Annotated in this window: 21 protein-coding genes and 2 pseudogenes; 5 read left to right on the top strand and 18 right to left on the bottom strand. The window is 71.0% G+C overall.

The genetic code is table 11. The features are described from left to right. Nucleotides 1-231 precede the first annotated feature (231 nt). From B446_RS17880 to B446_RS17895, 4 genes and pseudogenes are all read right to left on the bottom strand, one after another. Nucleotides 232-1,611: an MFS transporter gene (locus tag B446_RS17880; protein ID WP_078614742.1), complete on the bottom strand. Its 1,380-nt coding sequence runs from the start codon at nt 1,609-1,611 to the stop codon at nt 232-234. A 140-nt stretch (nt 1,612-1,751) separates the two neighbouring features. Then, nucleotides 1,752-2,249, bottom strand: coding sequence for an HAD domain-containing protein (locus B446_RS17885; protein ID WP_020940858.1), 498 nt, complete (start codon nt 2,247-2,249; stop codon nt 1,752-1,754). Nucleotides 2,250-2,260: 11 nt separating this feature from the next. Then, nucleotides 2,261-2,593: pseudogene (locus tag B446_RS17890) on the bottom strand (RraA family protein); the annotation flags it as partial. 68 nt (nt 2,594-2,661) lie between these two features. Continuing rightward, nucleotides 2,662-3,717 carry an aminoglycoside phosphotransferase family protein gene (locus B446_RS17895; RefSeq protein WP_234967509.1) on the bottom strand — a complete coding sequence of 352 codons (1,056 nt, stop codon included), beginning with the start codon at nt 3,715-3,717 and terminating at the stop codon, nt 2,662-2,664. A gap of 297 nt (nt 3,718-4,014) precedes the next feature. Here B446_RS17895 and B446_RS17900 point away from each other — a divergent pair, with 297 nt between their 5' ends. Both B446_RS17900 and B446_RS17905 read left to right on the top strand, forming a co-directional pair. After that, nucleotides 4,015-4,746 (top strand): HAD family hydrolase, encoded by a 732-nt coding sequence (locus tag B446_RS17900; RefSeq protein ID WP_020940861.1) that lies wholly within the window; start codon nt 4,015-4,017, stop codon nt 4,744-4,746. A gap of 34 nt (nt 4,747-4,780) precedes the next feature. Continuing rightward, nucleotides 4,781-5,764 carry a hypothetical protein gene (locus tag B446_RS17905; RefSeq protein ID WP_020940862.1) on the top strand — a complete coding sequence of 328 codons (984 nt, stop codon included), beginning with the start codon at nt 4,781-4,783 and terminating at the stop codon, nt 5,762-5,764. Here B446_RS17905 and B446_RS40765 read toward each other — a convergent pair. The 4 genes and pseudogenes from B446_RS40765 to B446_RS17915 all read right to left on the bottom strand — a co-directional run bounded on the left by B446_RS40765 (nt 5,761) and on the right by B446_RS17915 (nt 7,733). Next, nucleotides 5,761-5,883 carry a hypothetical protein gene (locus tag B446_RS40765; protein WP_268825453.1) on the bottom strand — a complete coding sequence of 41 codons (123 nt, stop codon included), beginning with the start codon at nt 5,881-5,883 and terminating at the stop codon, nt 5,761-5,763. The two genes, B446_RS17905 and B446_RS40765, sit on opposite strands and share 4 nt — an antisense overlap. 17 nt (nt 5,884-5,900) lie before the next feature. Beyond that, nucleotides 5,901-6,107: pseudogene (locus tag B446_RS41150) on the bottom strand (GntR family transcriptional regulator); the annotation flags it as partial. 37 nt (nt 6,108-6,144) lie between these two features. After that, the gene (locus B446_RS17910; RefSeq protein ID WP_234967510.1) at nt 6,145-6,882 is read right to left on the bottom strand and encodes an HAD family hydrolase; all 738 of its coding nucleotides are present in this window, start codon (nt 6,880-6,882) and stop codon (nt 6,145-6,147) included. Next, nucleotides 6,882-7,733, bottom strand: coding sequence for a GntR family transcriptional regulator (locus B446_RS17915; protein ID WP_043475910.1), 852 nt, complete (start codon nt 7,731-7,733; stop codon nt 6,882-6,884). Before B446_RS17915 ends, B446_RS17910 begins: the two co-directional genes overlap by 1 nt. Before the next feature lie 157 nt (nt 7,734-7,890). Between B446_RS17915 and B446_RS17920 the strand changes: the two genes are divergently transcribed. Further along, the gene (locus B446_RS17920) at nt 7,891-8,079 is read left to right on the top strand and encodes a hypothetical protein (RefSeq protein WP_020940866.1); all 189 of its coding nucleotides are present in this window, start codon (nt 7,891-7,893) and stop codon (nt 8,077-8,079) included. A gap of 5 nt (nt 8,080-8,084) precedes the next feature. Here the strand turns inward: B446_RS17920 and B446_RS17925 are convergent, their stop codons facing one another. From B446_RS17925 to B446_RS17935, 3 genes are all read right to left on the bottom strand, one after another. Beyond that, entirely contained in the window at nt 8,085-8,924 is an 840-nt protein-coding gene (locus B446_RS17925) for a winged helix-turn-helix domain-containing protein (RefSeq protein WP_020940867.1), read from the bottom strand. A 462-nt stretch (nt 8,925-9,386) separates the two neighbouring features. Continuing rightward, on the bottom strand, nt 9,387-10,628 hold the full coding sequence (locus B446_RS17930; protein WP_020940868.1) for a GNAT family N-acetyltransferase: 1,242 nt from the start codon (nt 10,626-10,628) through the stop codon (nt 9,387-9,389). 93 nt (nt 10,629-10,721) lie between these two features. Then, nucleotides 10,722-11,315: a hypothetical protein gene (locus tag B446_RS17935; protein ID WP_020940869.1), complete on the bottom strand. Its 594-nt coding sequence runs from the start codon at nt 11,313-11,315 to the stop codon at nt 10,722-10,724. 158 nt (nt 11,316-11,473) lie between these two features. Between B446_RS17935 and dtd the strand changes: the two genes are divergently transcribed. After that, on the top strand, nt 11,474-11,899 hold the full coding sequence (dtd, locus tag B446_RS17940; protein ID WP_020940870.1) for a D-aminoacyl-tRNA deacylase: 426 nt from the start codon (nt 11,474-11,476) through the stop codon (nt 11,897-11,899). 27 nt (nt 11,900-11,926) lie between these two features. On the opposite strand, the gene B446_RS17945 is transcribed toward dtd, so the two are convergent. Genes B446_RS17945 through B446_RS17955 form a run of 3 tightly spaced genes read right to left on the bottom strand, consistent with a single transcriptional unit; the run spans nt 11,927 to nt 13,948 of the window. Further along, nucleotides 11,927-12,892 (bottom strand): YgfZ/GcvT domain-containing protein, encoded by a 966-nt coding sequence (locus B446_RS17945; RefSeq protein ID WP_020940871.1) that lies wholly within the window; start codon nt 12,890-12,892, stop codon nt 11,927-11,929. Between the two features lie 10 nt (nt 12,893-12,902). After that, a complete protein-coding gene (locus tag B446_RS17950) occupies nt 12,903-13,340 on the bottom strand; it encodes a Fur family transcriptional regulator (protein WP_020940872.1) in 438 nt (145 codons plus the stop codon). A 32-nt stretch (nt 13,341-13,372) separates the two neighbouring features. Continuing rightward, entirely contained in the window at nt 13,373-13,948 is a 576-nt protein-coding gene (locus B446_RS17955) for an FABP family protein (RefSeq protein WP_020940873.1), read from the bottom strand. Nucleotides 13,949-14,211: 263 nt separating this feature from the next. Here B446_RS17955 and B446_RS17965 point away from each other — a divergent pair, with 263 nt between their 5' ends. Beyond that, a complete protein-coding gene (locus tag B446_RS17965) occupies nt 14,212-14,574 on the top strand; it encodes a DsrE family protein (protein ID WP_020940875.1) in 363 nt (120 codons plus the stop codon). A 49-nt stretch (nt 14,575-14,623) separates the two neighbouring features. On the opposite strand, the gene B446_RS17970 is transcribed toward B446_RS17965, so the two are convergent. The 4 genes from B446_RS17970 to B446_RS41155 form a co-directional block, all read right to left on the bottom strand. Further along, the gene (locus B446_RS17970; protein ID WP_020940876.1) at nt 14,624-14,887 is read right to left on the bottom strand and encodes a DUF3099 domain-containing protein; all 264 of its coding nucleotides are present in this window, start codon (nt 14,885-14,887) and stop codon (nt 14,624-14,626) included. Nucleotides 14,888-15,015: 128 nt separating this feature from the next. Further along, nucleotides 15,016-15,303 carry a DUF1416 domain-containing protein gene (locus tag B446_RS17975; protein ID WP_020940877.1) on the bottom strand — a complete coding sequence of 96 codons (288 nt, stop codon included), beginning with the start codon at nt 15,301-15,303 and terminating at the stop codon, nt 15,016-15,018. Between the two features lie 44 nt (nt 15,304-15,347). Beyond that, complete coding sequence (locus tag B446_RS17980; RefSeq protein ID WP_020940878.1) at nt 15,348-16,193, bottom strand: sulfurtransferase; 846 nt, start codon at nt 16,191-16,193, stop codon at nt 15,348-15,350. 136 nt (nt 16,194-16,329) lie between these two features. After that, entirely contained in the window at nt 16,330-16,410 is an 81-nt protein-coding gene (locus B446_RS41155) for an Ms5788A family Cys-rich leader peptide (RefSeq protein WP_350751515.1), read from the bottom strand. Nucleotides 16,411-16,465: the final 55 nt, after the last annotated feature.

A 16,465-nucleotide genomic window follows, 5' to 3' on the forward strand; every position in this document is an offset into this window, starting at 1 on the left:
TTGCAAGAGTGCGCCACACCACGCCGGAGGTTCACCCGCTCGCCGCGGGGCCGGTGGTCACGGCGCCCGCCGCTGCGGGGCGCCGGCCGCCGGGCGGGCCACCGACGCAAGGCGTGCTCGCCGGACGGCTCGCGCGCCCGACGTCCTCTCCGTCCCAGGCCGCCCGGCACGGGCCCCGCCATCGGCGAAACAGCCGCACCGGCCAAATCAGTACCCGTGTGCCGCAGGCTCTCACCTCCCTCCCGCCTCTCCGGCCGACCGGGCCGGGACACGCGGCACGGGGCCGGGGCCTGCGGGGCGCGTGGAACGGTGGAGCAGGAGGGCGGCGGTGAGGCAGACCGTTCCGGCGACCGCCAGTCCCGCGGCGGGGCCGAGCGTCGTCGTCACGCCGGCGGCCGCCGACAGGGTCAGGGTCTCCAGGCTCATCCGCGCCGTGCCGAACAGCGCGGCTCCCGCGCCCCCGCGCTCGGCGGGCACATGGGCCAGCGCCTGCCCGTCCGGGACGCCCTCGGTCAGTCCCAGGCACAGTCCGACGGTCCCGGCGGCGGCGAACAGGGCGGCGGGCCGGTCGGTCACCTGGAGGACGGCCGCGGTGACCGCGCACACCGTGAGCGCCCCGGTCACCAGCGGCCGGGCCCGCCGGCGCGCCAACCGCGCGGCGAACAGCGGAAGGACGGTGGACGGCACGGTCAGCAGGCTGAGCACGACCGCGGCTCCGCCCGGGCCGAGAACCCGGCCGGCAACCAGCCGGGGGAACACCGTCAGCCCCACCACGAGCATGCCCATGAGGGCGCCCGTCGCCACCGCGTACGCCCGGTAGGCGGGGATGCGCAGCAGGTCCAGGGGAATCACCGGAGCCGGGACGCGCCGCTCGACGCGGACGAGCGCGGTGGCGCAGGCGGTCGCGGCCAGAAGCAGGCAGACGGGTCCCCACCACGGGACGGCACCGCCGAAGCCGAGGCCGAACGCGGTCACCGCGGCGGCGACGGCCAGCCCGAACAGGACGGCGCCGGCCCGGTCGAAGCCCTCGGCCGGCTCGCCGCCGCGAAGGCCCGGAAGGCCGAGCGTGGCCAGTGCCGCGAGGGCGGCGACGGCGCCGGGCACGACGAACACGAGAGGCCATCCGCCGACGGCCATGAGGCCCTGGGCGACGACCGGCCCGAGCGCCAGACCGCCGCCGAGGACGGCGCCGACGTAGCCGTAGACCCGGCGCCGTTCGCCGGGCGGATGTACGGCCAGGACCATCGACGACCCGCCGGCGGCGCACATCGCCGCCCCGACACCGGCGACGGCCCGCAGCGCCACCAGGGCCGGGAGGCCGGGCGCGAGGGCGGACAGGAGGCCGGTGGCCGCGACCACGAGGTTGCCGGCGGCGAAGAAGCGGGTGCGGGCGGTGCGGTCCGCGGTGGCTCCCGCCAGCAGCAGGGCCGCGGCGAAGAGGCCGTTGTAGGCGAGGACGGTCCACGGGCCGAGGGCCGCCGGGCCCGGCAGCCCGTCGGTCGCCTCGGGTACGGCGGCCGTGGCGCCGGTGATGGCGAGCGGGAAGACCGCGTCGGAGAGGAGGGCGGCGGCGAGGACACGCCGACGGCGGCGGACGGACAGGGTGAACAAGGGTGCGCTCCGGGACGGAAGGAGTCCGAGCGCCACGAAGGCGCTCCTGGCCTGGGGTCAGGAGCGACGGCGAGAGGCTGGGGTTCGCGCCGCCGCTCTCAGCGGCGGCGCATCCTGTCCGATTCCGGCACGGGCTCACGCTAGCAGCGGGCCCGGTCGAGCCACTCCCGTACGGTCGTGAAGTCGGCGTCGGTCAGGCCGTAGCGGTGGTCCACGCGGTGCAGGAGCGCGGGGCGCGGGTGGTGCACGGCCACCCAGGCGCGGTCGGCCTCGGTGACTTCGTCGTCGATCCAGACGAAGGGCCGGCCGGCCGCCCAGGCGACCAGGGGGCGCGTCTTCCAGTGCAGGAGGTCCGGCGGCTCGTCCTCGTCCGGCCACTCGACGACGGGCAGCGGCGGCAGCCCCAGCCACGGCGCCAGACTGGCGTTCGCGTCGTCCATCCAGGTGGTGGCCCACACCAACTCGCACCCCAGGGACATCAGCCGCCGCCCGAGCGCCGGGTCGACGCGGTGCAGGAGGGGGTGCTCCGCCGGGCCGGGGCCCGGGGCCCCGGCGTGGCCGCGGTCGTACACGGGGTACGCGCGGTCCGCCGCCCCGAAGGGCAGCAGCGGACCGTCGACGTCGAGGAAGAGCAGCATCAGATCAAGGATCAGCCCTCGGAGCCGTGGTCGGCCAGGATCGCGTCGATCCGGGCCCGGTGTGCCGCCTCCCACGCGTCGAGCGTCTCGTCCGCCTCCTTGGCGAGCTTGGCGCGCGCCTCGGCGAGCACCCGCACCCGGCGGGCCGCGGGCACCACCACCACACCCTCCTCGTCGGCCACCACCATGTCCCCGGCCTCCACCCGCACGCCCGCGCACCGCACGGGTCCGTTCAGCGGGCGTACGACCTTCTTGGCGCCCGGGACCGGGACCACACCGCAGGCGAACACCGGGAAGCGCATGGCGCGGACCTCGGCCAGGTCGCGGAGCAGCCCGCGCGATACGGCCGCTGTGGGGGCCCGTGCCGCGGGTTTCGGGGATGTCATGGGTGTGACGGTAGCGCCGACGCCGTTCAACACTCCGCGGCCAGTACGCTCCCGTGCCGCCCGCACCAGCGCATCAGCGCCATCACGATGCGACGCGGACCGGGCACCAGCTCGACTCCGAGTGCCCCGGCCGCGTCGGCCAGAATGGCGCGCAGCCTGAAGGCCGCGGGAACAAAGTGCCGCCAGCCGACCTGCTCGATGGCTCCCAGCACGAGAGCGGTCCGGATGACATCCGTGAAGGCGGACTGGGCCTTCTTGTAGTCGACCAGCCGACGGAGATCGTCCTGCCAGCCGTTCGAGCTGTGCGGACGAACCGCTTCCACGGTGGTGCACCACTGCCGGACCACCGCCCGCGCCTGCCGGGCGGGATAGCGCATCAGGTGGAGGTGAGTGGCCAGGTCGTACAGGGGGTCGCCGACCATCGCCAACTCCCAGTCGATGGTCCACAGGCGCTGCTCCGCGTCCACGATGAAGTTCTCGCGGTGCAGGTCGGCGTGGAGCAGACAGAACGGACGTTTCTTCAGTCCGGACACATGCTTGCGCAGGTGACTGAAACAACCCGCGTTCAGTCCGAGCTCCTGGAAGAGCTCCTCGAACCTGTCCGCGTTGTGCTCGTACACCCGGTGCTCGGTGAAATGGACGAGCCGCTCCAGGAAACCCTGGGTGTCGCCGTCGTCGGGCCGGTCCTGCGCCTCACATCTTCGCTCGACCTCGAGGGCCGTGGGGTCGATGGCGACCAGCTGCCTGAACAGGTCCGTGATCTGACGCCCGAACACGTCCGGGACGACCGTGCCGGACCGGTGGAGTGAACCGAGTGTCTGTCCCTCGATGAAGCGCTGCAACCCCATACCGCCGACCTCGACGATGTCGGGAACGGAACGGATCCGGCCGCCGAGCGCCTTGAGCAACTGCTCTTCCGAGAAGAAGCAGCGCCGGTCGAACCACAGCAGGTCAGCCCGTGGTTCTCGGCATTTCCAGCGTCCCGACCGAAGCGGACCCGCTTCGCCGAGCAGCGGAAACACGTAGGTCTCATGGTGATACCCGTGGAGCGGACCTTCGACGACGCTCGCGTCACCGCTCATCTCGGCAGCGTGCAGCCGAGCAATCGAGGCTGATTCGGGGGACATTGGCCGTTTCTCTCGCCGTGTACCCTTCCGACGGGTGCAGAAGTGGCAGCACGGTACTCCTGTTGCCTCCTGCATCGTGCCAGATGCGTTCGACTCGTCGAGCCGCGTCCCACTGATCGGCGATCGAGCGCACACTTGTGCCGCTCGGGGCGCCATGTCCTCACCGGTGTCCGCGTTCCGCCATGAGCTGCGGTGCTGGCAGCACCGCCCGGCGTGGTCCAGACTGGCCGGGCGACCGGCGGGAGGAGACCCATGGCCTGCACCGAACGAACGGCTCCGGAAGTGCTGCTCCATGACGCGCATGCCGTGCTCTTCGACTTCGACGGGCCGGTCACCGACCTGTTCGGCCGCAAGTCGACCGCGCCCGTCGCTGCGGAGATCAAGAGGAAAGTGCTCGGCATCTGGGGGCACCTGGACCCCGACGTCGAGGCCTGCGACGACTCCCACGGCATCCTCAGGCGCCTCAGTGACATGTACGGCCGCCCCGCCGCCACGCCCTGGGATCCTCGCGCGCTCAAAGAGGCCGAGGCCATCGTCACCGAGGCCGAGCACGTCGCGGTGCGGACGGCCGTGCCCGCACCGCATGTCGAGCGCCTCGTCGAAGCACTGTCCCACTGCGGCCGGCGTCTCGTGATCGTCAGCAACAACGCCGACGGACCGGTTCGCGAGTTCCTCGACAAGTGGAGACTGCACTTCGACTTCGTGGTGGGCCGGGACCCACAACGACTGGACCTGATGAAGCCGCATCCCGCTTCGGTGAAACGGGCCCTCGAGCGCCTGGGGGGCCCGGCGCCCGAGCGGGCCTTCCTCATCGGTGATCAGCTCACCGACCTCCAGGCGGCGCACGCAGCAGGGATCCGCTTTCTCGGCTACACCCAGTCGGAAGAGCGCGCGGAATTGCTGCGGGTCAAACGGGCCAACTGGGTCGTAAAATCCCATGAGCCTCTCATCGAGGCCGCGGAGTTCCTGGTTCGGAGCAACTGACTTCCCACGAGGTTCAGCACACCGGGGGGTATGTGTGACATCTCGCGATCCCGGCAACGACGGCCCGAACAGACTCGACCGTGTCCGGGACACGCTGGGCGAGTGGAAGCCACGCATCGTCAGGGGACTGCTCGCACTGGTCGCCCTGCTCGGAGTCGCCGCCGAGCTCATCGACCCCTTGGGGGACATGCTCAAGGGACAGCAGCTTCTCGGCGGTTCCTTCGCCGCGCTGATGGCGCTCATCCTGTTCGACGCCATCAGCGAGTCCGAGCCCAGAGAGATCTCGGGCGTCCATGTGTTCGCCGACCGCAGCGAGCTGCACGCCGAGTTCCGGAAGGCGTTCAACGCGCGGCTCGTACGCGTCGACTTCTCCGGCTTCACCATGCAGACGCTGTTGGACGCCCTCCGTGAACCACTGGAGAGAATGGCCGACCACGAAGTACGGACGGTCGAACTGAAGCTGTGCGTCATCATCGCCCATCTCAACCTGCCGATGGGCCTGCCCGGAGGCCTCGTTCCCGCAGGCCCTCAGGGAGGGGCCCAGGGCGGGACGTTCCATTTCAGAGACTCCCCGGAGAACCGGAGGCGGATGCGAGTCGACTTCACGGAACACAACTGGCGCGCCTTGAAGGAACTGCTGAACCGCGTCCACCAGAGGAACCCCCGGATCGCCATATCCTGCGAGATACGGGAATCGCCACAGCTGCCCGAGCGGAAGCTGTACATCCTCAACCAGGAGTGCGTCTTCTCCACGCCCTACGGCATCGAGCCGAGAACGGTCACCGGGCACGGGGGCAGCTACGAAATCCTCGACACCGAGGGCTTCGGGCCGCTCTACGGCCGGGCTCGCTACATCGGCTGGGATCTGCGTTCGAAGTCACGCTCGACGAGGGACATCGCCGAGCACCACATGGAATGTCATCGAAATCTCTGGGACAAACTGGGCAATATCAAGCCCGAGCATCCCGTCATCGTGGACCCGGTGTGGGCTTCACCTGACCGCAGAGCGGCCTCCTAGCTGTGATGCTCGGCGATGCCCCGCAACCGCGCCCGCAGCCGGGCCTCGACGTCCGGGTCGGGGTTCCCCGCGTCTGCCTTCTTCGGGTACGGCAGCGCGTCGACGGCCGACGGGAGCATGATGAGCCGTGACCCTGCCGGGTCTCGATCCAGCCCTCGCCGCGCAGCTCGCGCAGCACCCGCTGGACGGTGTCCCGGGAGACACCGAACTCCGTCGCCAGCTTGTGCTGGGACGGCAGCAGGGTGTCGGGCGGACAGCCGCCGTCGGCCATCCGGACCCGCAGCTCCGCCGCGACCCGGCGCGACTCCCGGCCACGGGCCTCGTCCTTGCGCCTCACCGTCACGCGCGGTACGTACCTCCCTCCCTCCGTCGGCAAACGGTCACCGCCCCCGCAACCCCCGCAGCAGCGGCTCCAGCGACGCGACCACGTGCTCTGCTCCGGCCTCCCGCAGAAGCTTTCCCTTCTCTTCGGTGCGCGCGTAGCCGAGGAACGGGACGCCGGCGTGGTCCGCGGCGTCGAGGTCGGAGAGGGAGTCGCCGATCATCAGGGCGGACCCGGGGGCCGCGCCCATCGCGTTCAGGGCGCGGTTGAGGCAGTGCGGGTCGGGCTTGAGGAGGTGCAGGTCGGCGGTGCGGCCGTAGATGTGGGGGGCGAAGCAGGCGGTGAGGCCGCGGCCGTCGAGGTAGGAGCGGACCACGCGGGGCGAGTTGTTGGTGGTGATGGCCAGCCGGGAGCCGACGGCGGTCCAGGTGCGGATCAGCGGGTCGGCGTAGGCGGTGGGCAGCGCGGAGGTCGCGGCCCGCAGCTCCTCCTGGGTGAGGCGTTCCTCCAGTTCGGTGACGAGGTCGCTGCCGGGGTGCCGGCGGTCCACGGCGCGCAGCACCACGTGCGGGTCGAGCGAGGCGCGCTCGCGGTCGCTGAGCAGGCCGTGCAGCCCCCGTCCGGCCAGCCACTCCACCAGCTCGGCCGCCACCAGTTCGGCCTTGTGGCGGGCGAAGAGGCGGCAGATCGGGCCGTCGAAGTCCCAGAGGACCACCCGGGCACTTCTGATCAATTCCCGAAGCTTCTCGGACTCGTTCGTGGTCTCTTCGGTCTGCGTCGTCGTCTCAGAAGTCACTAGGAGAGTGTCAGGTCCGTGGTGATGGTTTCCCAGAGGGCGTCGAACCACTTCTGGGACTGCTCCACGAACGCGGCATCGCGCCGGCCGGCCCGCTTCTCGAAGGAGAACAGCAGGGACTCGGACCCGAGGGTGTCGTACATGTCCAGCGTTCCGCTGTCCGTCGGCTCCTCGCGGCGGGCGATCATGTAGTACGCGTAGAGCGCCTCCGCGCCGTTGAGCAGGTACAGCTTCGCCGGCGGGGTGAAGGGCAGGGCCCGGAAGGTGACGTGCACGTCGATGTCGTGGGTGGAGCGCAGGGCCTGGAGGTTGTACTGGAGCACCTGGCCCTGGGCGTTGCGCATCGCCAGCCAGCGCTGGTGCACGGCGTCGTCGTCGCCGTGGGCGTCGACGGAGACCGGGAAGGCGAGGTTGATGTCCCGGGAGGGCAGCAGGATGCGCACGTCGATGCGGTCGGGGCGGATCCGGCCCTCGTGGATCAGGCGCAGCGGCTCGCCGAGGGCGGGGATGAGGGACTGGGCGGTCAGGCAGGCCGCGTCGATGCGCACGTGCGGCGCGGAGAACGCCTCGGTCAGCCGGGGCGCGAGGCCCACCATCGTGGGCTGGGGCTCGGCGCGGGCGGGGGCGGGCCCGGCGACCCGGGGCGGGCTGCCCTTGCTGACGTCGCTGAGCAGGCCGTCGTCGGCGAGTGCCCGCAGGGCCTGGCGCACGGCGCCGCGCTCCACCCCGAACTCCTCCGCGAGCTCGGCCTGGGTGGGCAGGCGCTCGCCCGCCTTCAGCTCCCCAGCGCGGATGCGCGCGCGCAGGGTGTCGGCGATCTCCTGGGGCGTGAGCCTTCTGCTGCCGTTCACTGCCACGTTCTCCTGGGCCACGACCAAACGCTACAACCCTGATCCATCTTATGGGAGTTGTTGCAAAGTTGTTTGTGAGTATGTGCCAAGTGGGGACAACTTAAACAGAGTTGGTTGCCAACTTGGTCGAGTTGGCACACTGAAAGGGGGAACCACCATGCCCGTCCTCGCACTCGTGTGCGCCCTCTTCGTCGTCGGCTTCGAACAGCTCGTCGAATGGAGGTACGGCGCCGCCGGCGTCATCGGCCTGCTCCTGCTGTCCGTGGGCATCAAGGCCAAGAGCCCGGCGGTCAGCTCCGCAGGGGCCGTCCTGCTCGCGGTGCTCCTCGCGGGGCCGGCCCTCTGACCGGCCTACGAGGTCAGCACCAGCTCCGAACTGATCGTCTCCCACAGCGCGTCGAACCACAGGTGGGACTGCTCCACGAACGTCGTGTCGCGCAGGTCCGCGCCCTGCCCGAAGGCGAACAGCATCGACCGCGTGCCCTCGGCGTCGTACAGCTGCAGGTGCTCGTGGTCGATCTGCCGTTCACGGCGGGTGAGCGTGTAGTACGCGAACAGCGCCTCGGAGCCGTTGAGCAGGTACAGCTTGACCGGCGGGGTGAACGGCAGCGCGCGGAACGAGACGCGCACCTCGATGCCGTGCGTGGTGCGCAGCGCCAGCAGGTTGTTGCGCAGCACCTGGCCCTGGGCGTTGCGCTGGGCCAGCCAGCGCTGATGCAGCAGGGTGCCGTCGGAGGCGTCCACCGGCGCCGGGAAGGCGAGGTCGATGTCCCGGCTGGGCAGCAGCAGCCGGACGTCGATCTTGGCCGGTTTCAGCCGTCCGGCGTGGATCTGCCGCAGCGGCTCGCCGATCGCCAGCGTGAGCGAGACCGCGGTCAGGCACAGGGCGTCTATCTCCACGTGCGGGGCGGCGAACGCCTCGGCGACCCGTGGGGTGAGCCCCACCATGGTGGGCTGCGGCGCCAGCCCCGAGCCGGCGGCGGGACGGGCCTGCCCCGGAGGGGCGGCCACCGTGGCGGGGCTGCCCTTGGACACGTTGGTGAGCAGGTGCTCGGACTGCAGGATCCGCAGGGCCTCCCGCACCGCCCCGCGCTCGACGCCGAACTCGTCGGCCAGCTTCGCCTGGGTGGGCATGCGCTGCCCCGGCCGCAGCACACCGGACCTGATCCGGGCGCGCAGTTCGTCGGCCACCTCGCGATGTGACGTCCGTGACCGCTGTGGCCTCTTCCGCCCACTGGCGGAGGCGAGTTCCGGGTCCACGAAGAAACACTACAACTTCCCGCCATCTTGCGGCAGTTCACGGCAAGGTGGTTATGAGACGCGTCCAAGCGGAGATAAGTACAGTGAAGTTGGTAGCCAACTTGAACAACATGGTCGAGCTTCCCAGTGGTTGGCCGACCGGGCTCCCTTCCGGAGGGGAGCCGGGAGCCCGGTGAGGGGACGGCCACCGGAACGCACAGTCACAACTGAAGAGCAGGCACAGCCACAACTGAACACGGTAGGCGCACAGCCACAACTGAATACGCGGGACAACCGCGGGCAGTACAGGCGGTACAAGCAGTACAAGCAGTACATGAAGCACAACAGCACGAACAGCACGAACAGCACGAACAGCTACGGATGAACGGTCAGGCGCGTTCGGGAGGAAGGAGCCTAGAAGACGTCCGGGCACCAGGGCCGCACGGGCGTACGGAACAGGGCGTCGGCCTTACGGGCGGCGCCCTCGCTCTCTTCCCGGACCCGCCCCAGCGCCAGGAGCCGCACCGGCGACTCGTCCCCGAGCCAGATCCGGCTCAGCTCCTCCACCGGCAGGGTGAGGTCCGCGGCCGCGCCGCCGGCCGGCACACAGGACACGCCCTCGGGCGAGGCGTCCAGCCGGAACCGGCCCCCGGCGAGCCCGCCCGGGTCGACGACCTCCAGCACCAGCGAGCCCGTGCCCTCGTACGTGCGCGTCTCCAGGGCCCGGACGACGTCCAGGATCCGCACCCACAGCCAGTCCGCCTGCGTGGTCACCCGGACCGCGCGCGGGTTGGGCAGGTGGAAGGGCAGCAGGTCGTCCGGGCCGCGCCGGCCGGTCCTGAGCTCCGTGACCCAGTCGATCGAGCACAGGTGGCGCCAGAGCGCGGCCTCGGCCGCCGGCGTCGTCGCGATCAGTGCCCTGACGTCGGCCGTCTGCCGGGGCTGCTTGTCCACCCAGGTGTCGTCGGAGACGTACGCCGCGAGGCCCTCCACCTCGCCGGAGGCCGAGCGGTGGACCGCATAGAACGGCTCGGTCCAGCTCCGGCCGAAGGGCACCTGCCCGGTGTTCACCTGCCACCACAGCTCGTCGCGGCTCACCGCACCGGGCTGGAGACGGCACAGCCGCCGGTGCAGCTCGGGGCCGAGCTTGCGGACGTCCTCGGCGTCGACCAGGTCGATCCGCCCGCCGTCCTCGGGGCCCGCCCAGCGCGGGTCAAGCCCGGCCCGGGTGACGTCCACGCTCCACTCGGTCGTCCAGGTCGCCGGACCGAAGCCGTAGCGGCCGTAGATCGGGTACTCGGCGGCGATCAGGGTGGCGACGACGTCGCCGCGCTCCCGCGCCGCCGCGAGGTCGAGGTTCATCATGCGGGTCAGCAGACCGCGGCGGCGGTGCGTGGAGGTGACGCTGACGTTGGTGATGGCGTCCGCGGGCACGGCGGCCCCGCCCACCGCGGTGAGCTCCTGGGCGAACGACCGGAAGGTCGCCACACAGCGGTCCCCGTCGAAGGCGCCCAGCAGCCGGCCGGGCACGAACTGGCGGCGGCGGGTCTCCAACTGCTCGGGCGTCAGCACCGGTTCCCGCAGGAAGCCGGTGTTCAGCGCGCGCTGCCAGTCCTCGAACTCGGCCTCGGTGACGGTGCGGACTTCGGTGCTCATGGCATCAAGGTAGGCGGCGGCCCCGGTCGTGTCGCCCGAATTCCCCGCGGACGGCACCTCGTCGGGCCGGCGGGCTGTCGGGTCGGCGGCCCGTCAGGTCAGCAGGTCGTCGACCTGCGCCTCGCCGACCCGGTAGCGGCGGGCGATCTCCGCGCTGCAGTCGTCGGTGATGCGCTGCAGACGCTGGCGGCGCCGGGAGACCTCCTGCTCGTAGCGGACCAGCCGGCCCATCGCGGTGGTCAGTTCCAGGTCGGTCCGGGCCTCGAGGTCCGACAGCTCGACCTCGCCGAGCATGTCCGCGGCCAGCCGCCGGTACTCCTCGTTGTGCGGGGGACCGAGCGTGACGTGGCGGGCCGAGGAACGCTGGCGGGCCGGGGCGTCGGTGAGGATCTCCGGGAGCCGTTCCACCAGGGAGGCGTCCGCGGGCGCGGGCACCGCGGCCCGGCCGCGCCGCGCGAGCTCCGCGCGCAGGATGTCGATCCTCCCCTGGAGCAGCCGCCGCACATAGCTGAGATCCGCCTCGTCACGCTGCGCGTCGCGGCGCAGGGTGCGCAGTTCCGGCAGGCTCAGCGCGGACAGGTCGGGCTCCGGTGGGTCCGCGGGCAGCGAGGGGCCGGACGGTTCGTCGTCGCGCTGGGCGGGCGGGCGGTGCGTGTCCAGCCGATCGCTGGTACCCCGTGTGCTCATGTGCGTGTGACCGTCCCCTCGACCAGCGTGTGACAGCATCGTGCCACCCCAAGTGGCCACTATGTGACCGAGTGCCCCCGAACGGCCCACATGCGGGTTTAAGGCTCCATAATGGGCCGCCGCCGACCCCCGCCGGGCCACCCGGCATGATGGTCCGCATGCGTGCGGTGGTGCAGAGGGTGGACGGCGCCAGTGTCGTCGTGGACGGCGAGACGGTGGGCGCGATCGAGGGCGAGGGCCTGTGCGTCCTGGTGGGGGTGACCCACGAGGACACCAAGGAGAAGGCGGCCCAACTGGCCCGCAAACTCTGGTCGATCCGGATGCTGCGGGACGAGAGGTCGTGCAGCGACGTCGACGCGCCGCTGCTCGTCGTCAGCCAGTTCACCCTCTACGGCGACGCCCGCAAGGGCCGCCGCCCCACCTGGAACGCGGCCGCGCCCGGCGAGGTCGCCGAGCCTCTGGTCGACGAGGTGGTCGCGCAGCTGCGCGCCCTGGGCGCGACGGTGGCGACGGGCCGCTTCGGGGCCGCGATGCGGATGTCCCTGACGAACGACGGCCCGTTCACCGTCCTGCTGGAGATGTAGCCCCGGGTCCGCCCGGGTCCGCCGGCCCTAGGGCTCGACGACCGTCTCCTGGGCGGCGGCCGTGTCACCGGCCACCAGCGGGGCGTCGGTCGGCACGTTCCGCTTGACCAGGGCGAGGGCCACCGGGCCCAGCTCGTGGTGGCGCGCCGACGTGGTGACGAACCCGATCTTGCGGCCGTCGGGGCCCTCGTCCGCGAGGCGGATCTCGGTGCCGTGGACCGGCAGGTGGACGTCGCTGCCGTCCAGGTGCAGGAAGACCAGGCGGCGGGGCGGCTTGCCCAGGTTCTGCACCCGGGCGACCGTCTCCTGGCCGCGGTAGCAGCCCTTCTGGAGGTGGACCGCGCTGCCGATCCAGCCCAGCTCGTGCGGGATCGTGCGGTGGTCGGTCTCGAAGCCGAGGCGGGGGCGGTGCTGCTCGACCCGCAGCGCCTCGTGGGCGAGCAGACCGGCGGCGGGCCCGGCAGCGGCCGCGAAGGACTCCAGGTCGGCCCGGGGCAGGAAGAGGTCACGGCCGTACGCCGTCTCGCGTACGACGGCGTCCTCGGGGACCTCGGTGATCGAACCGGCCGGCAGGTGGACGACCGCGATGTCGGCGGTGCGGTCGGCGACCTCGACCCGGTAGAAGAACTTCATCGACTCCAGGTAGGCGATCAGCGCCTCCTCGGTGCCGGGCTCGACGTGCGCCCAGGTCGTCGCGCCGTCGTCCACCAGGTACAGGGCGTGCTCGATGTGGCCGTTCGCGGACAGGATCAGCGCCTCGGTGGCCTGGCCCGCGGGCAGGTCGCTGACGTGCTGGGTGAGCAGCAGGTGCAGCCAGCTCAGCCGGTCCTCGCCGGAGACGGTGACCACGCCGCGGTGCGAGAGGTCGACGAAACCGTCGCCCCCGGCGAGGGCGCGCTGCTCGCGGAACAGGTCGCCGTAGTGGGCGGCGACGCCTTCGTCCACGCCCTCGGCGGGAACGGCGCCGGGCAGGGACAGCAGGGGGCTCTTCATACGGGCAAGCCTACGACGTGGTAGTTGAACTCTTCAGGGAGCAGTCCTTGCAGCGGCCGAAGATCGCGAAGTGCTTCATGTCGGTGTCGAACCCGAACCGCTCGCGCAGCTTGGCCGTGAAGTCGGCGGCCACCTCCACGTCCGCCTCGATGACGTTCTCGCAGTCGCGGCAGACCAGGTGCAGATGGTGGTGGCGGTCGGCGAGGTGGTAGGTGGGCGCCCCGTGGCCGAGGTGGGCGTGGCTGACCAGGCCCAGCTCCTCCAGCAGCTCCAGCGTGCGGTAGACGGTGGAGATGTTGACCCCCGACGCGGTCCTGCGCACCTCGCCTAGGATCGCGTCGGGGGTCGCGTGCTCCAGGGTGTCCACGGCTTCGAGCACGAGTTGCCGCTGCGGCGTCAGCCGGTAGCCGCGCTGCCTGAGGTCGCTCTTCCAGTCGGTGCTCACCACACCGGAAAGTCTAGAGCCACCCGGTGCGGGACCTACTTGAAGAACGCGATGCCGTCGTCCGGCATATCGTCGGGCAGGGCCTTCGCCCAGCGCTCGACATCTTCGGGGGTGACGACCTTCTTCAGGTGGGCCGACATGTAGGGGCGCAGCTCGACCTCGGGGGTCTGCTTCTCGCCGACCCACATGAGGTCGCTCTTGACGTAGCCGTACAGCCGCTTGCCGCCGGTGTACGGCTGGGAGGCCGCCGTGCGCGCCACCGCGTCGGTGACCAGGTCGATCTGCGGCTTCTTGGCGGCCATCTCGCCGTACCAGATCTCGATGACGCCGTCGTCGCGGGTCATCGTCACCTCGACCTTGCGGTCGGCGTCGATCCGCCAGAAGCCGGACTCCGACTCCAGGGGCCGGACCTTGTTGCCCTCGTTGTCCAGGACCCAGGTGTGCGAGCGGTACTCGAGGAAGTCCCGGCCGTCGTGGGTGAAGGTGACTTCCTGGCCGAAGTTGCACTTCTCGGAGCCGGGGAAGTCGTGGACGCCCGCACCGGCCCAGTTGCCGAGCAGGAAGGCCAGCGGGACGAGGTCCTTGTGCAGGTCGGACGGGATCTCGATCATGAGGAAAAGTTCCTGGTCGGTTCTTCGGGGATGCTCAGCGCTGGCCCTGGAACAGCTTCTTCACGGTCAGTCCGGCGAAGGCGAGAACGCCGACGCAGACCAGGACCAGCAGGGTTTCGAAGAAGATCTCCACGGGTGCTCCTTGAGCGAGGGTGGGCGTACGACAGAGCCGGGGCCCAGCTTACGCGGCCCGGGCTCCGGGCTCCTTCCGAGGTAGGCCCTCGGGGCTCCGCCGCCGGCCGGCCGCGGATTACGATGCGGGCATGGCGAAGAAGCTCGTGATCAAGGTGACGGCGGGGGCCGATGCCCCCGAGCGCTGCTCGCAGGCGTTCACGGTGGCGGCGGTCGCCGTGGCCAGTGGGGTCGAGGTCTCGCTGTGGCTGACCGGGGAGTCCTCGTGGTTCGCGCTGCCGGGGCGGGCCGCCGAGTTCGAGCTGCCGCACGCCGCGCCGCTGCCGGACCTGCTCGACTCGATCCTCGCGGCCGGCCGCGTCACCCTGTGCACGCAGTGCGCCGCCCGGCGCGAGATCACCGAGAAGGACGTCCTGGAGGGCGTACGGATCGCGGGCGCGCAGGTCTTCGTGCAGGAGGCCCTGGGGGACGGGACGCAGGCGCTCGTCTACTGAGCCGCGCCCGCTGAACGGCGCCCGCCGGGCCGCATCCTGAGGCCGTGTCCTAGGAGCGGGGGCGCTTCTTGCCGTCCAGCTCGTCCCACCACTCGTCGGACTCCGGGTCGCCCGAGGGGTCGTCCCACCAGCGGTCCTCCGGACCGCGCCGGTTGGCGACCATCGCGGCCACGGGCGGGATGAGCATGGCCACCACGCACATGCCGACGGCCGCCGGCACCGACCAGATGCGCACGACGGCCCACGCCAGGACGAAGAGGCCGATGCAGATCCCCATCATGGCGAAGTACAGGTGCCGCCGCCGGGCGTACATGAGTACAGGGTAGGTCGGCCGGGGCCGGAGGGCCTCACCACGGACGGGACGGGGCGGGGCAGGCCGAAGGGCCGCACCCCGAGGCGTCCAACCCGGTGGGTGCGGCCCTTCGGACGCGCTGATCCTGCTCAGACCGCGATCGCGACCTCCGCGAGGCCGCCCTGCTGGGCGACGACCGTGCGGTCGGCGGTGGCGCCGGGGACGAGGGCGCGCAGCGTCCAGGTGCCCTCGGCCGCGTAGAAGCGGAACTGTCCCGTCGCGGAGGTGGGGACCTCCGCGGTGAACTCGCCCGTCGAGTCGAGCAGACGGACGTAGCCCGTCACCGGCTCGCCGTCGCGGGTCACCTGGCCCTGGATGGTCGTCTCACCGGGCTTGATCGTCGAGGCGTCCGGGCCGCCGGCCTTAGCTCCGCACATGTGTCTCTCCTGAGGGGTCTGACCGGGAAGGTCGGTCGGATGGGTTACTTGCCGGCGCCGAGCTCGATCGGCACGCCGACGAGGGAGCCGTACTCGGTCCAGGAGCCGTCGTAGTTCTTGACGTTCTCCACGCCGAGCAGCTCGTGCAGGACGAACCAGGTCAGGGCGGAGCGCTCACCGATGCGGCAGTAGGCGATCGTGTCCTTGGCGAGGTCCACGTCCTCGTCGGCGTAGAGCGCCTTGAGCTCGTCGTCCGACTTGAAGGTGCCGTCGTCGTTGGCGTTCTTCGACCACGGGATGTTGCGGGCGGTGGGCACGTGGCCCGGGCGCTGCGACTGCTCCTGCGGCAGGTGCGCCGGGGCGAGCAGCTTGCCGGAGAACTCGTCGGGCGAACGGACGTCGACCAGGTTCTGCGCGCCGATCGCGGCGACGACGTCGTCGCGGAAGGCGCGGATCGAGGTGTCCTGCGCCTTGGCCTTGTAGTCGGTCGTGGCGCGCTCGGGGACCTCGGTGCCGTCGACCAGCTCGCGGGCGTCCAGCTCCCACTTCTTGCGGCCGCCGTCGAGGAGCTTCACGCTGTCGTGGCCGTACAGCTTGAAGTACCAGTAGGCGTAGGACGCGAACCAGTTGTTGTTGCCGCCGTAGAGGATCACCAGCGTGTCGTTGGCGATGCCCTTCTTCGACAGGAGCTTCTCGAAGCCCTCCTGGTCGATGAAGTCACGGCGGACCGGGTCCTGGAGATCCTTGGTCCAGTCGATGCGGATCGCGTTCTTGATGTGGTTCTTCTCGTAGGCGGACGTGTCCTCGTCCACCTCGACGATGGCGACGTTCGGGTCGTCCAGGTGGTCCTGGACCCAGTCTGCGTCGACGAGGACGTCGCTGCGACTCATGCTCTTTCTCCTCCGGGGCAGTTACGGCGGGGCGTGCAGATAGAGAAGGTGCGCGCTCGGAAGACGAGCGGTCACACGGGTGCCCTTGACGCAGGGCGGCTGAGAGACGCGGAGGCGCGTGGGCGTCCGCTCGGAGTCAGAAGGGGCGACAGAGCATGGCGGCAACGCGGCACAGGTCCACTGCCCGCCGCTTCGTGAGGTCCGCCTGTCGCTTCATGGTCCCGATCGTAGGGACGTACGGGCGGGCGTGTCACCGGCGTGTCGCATCATGA

It is taken from the genome of Streptomyces collinus Tu 365, from assembly GCF_000444875.1.
Taxonomy (GTDB): Bacteria; Actinomycetota; Actinomycetes; order Streptomycetales; family Streptomycetaceae; genus Streptomyces; species Streptomyces collinus_A.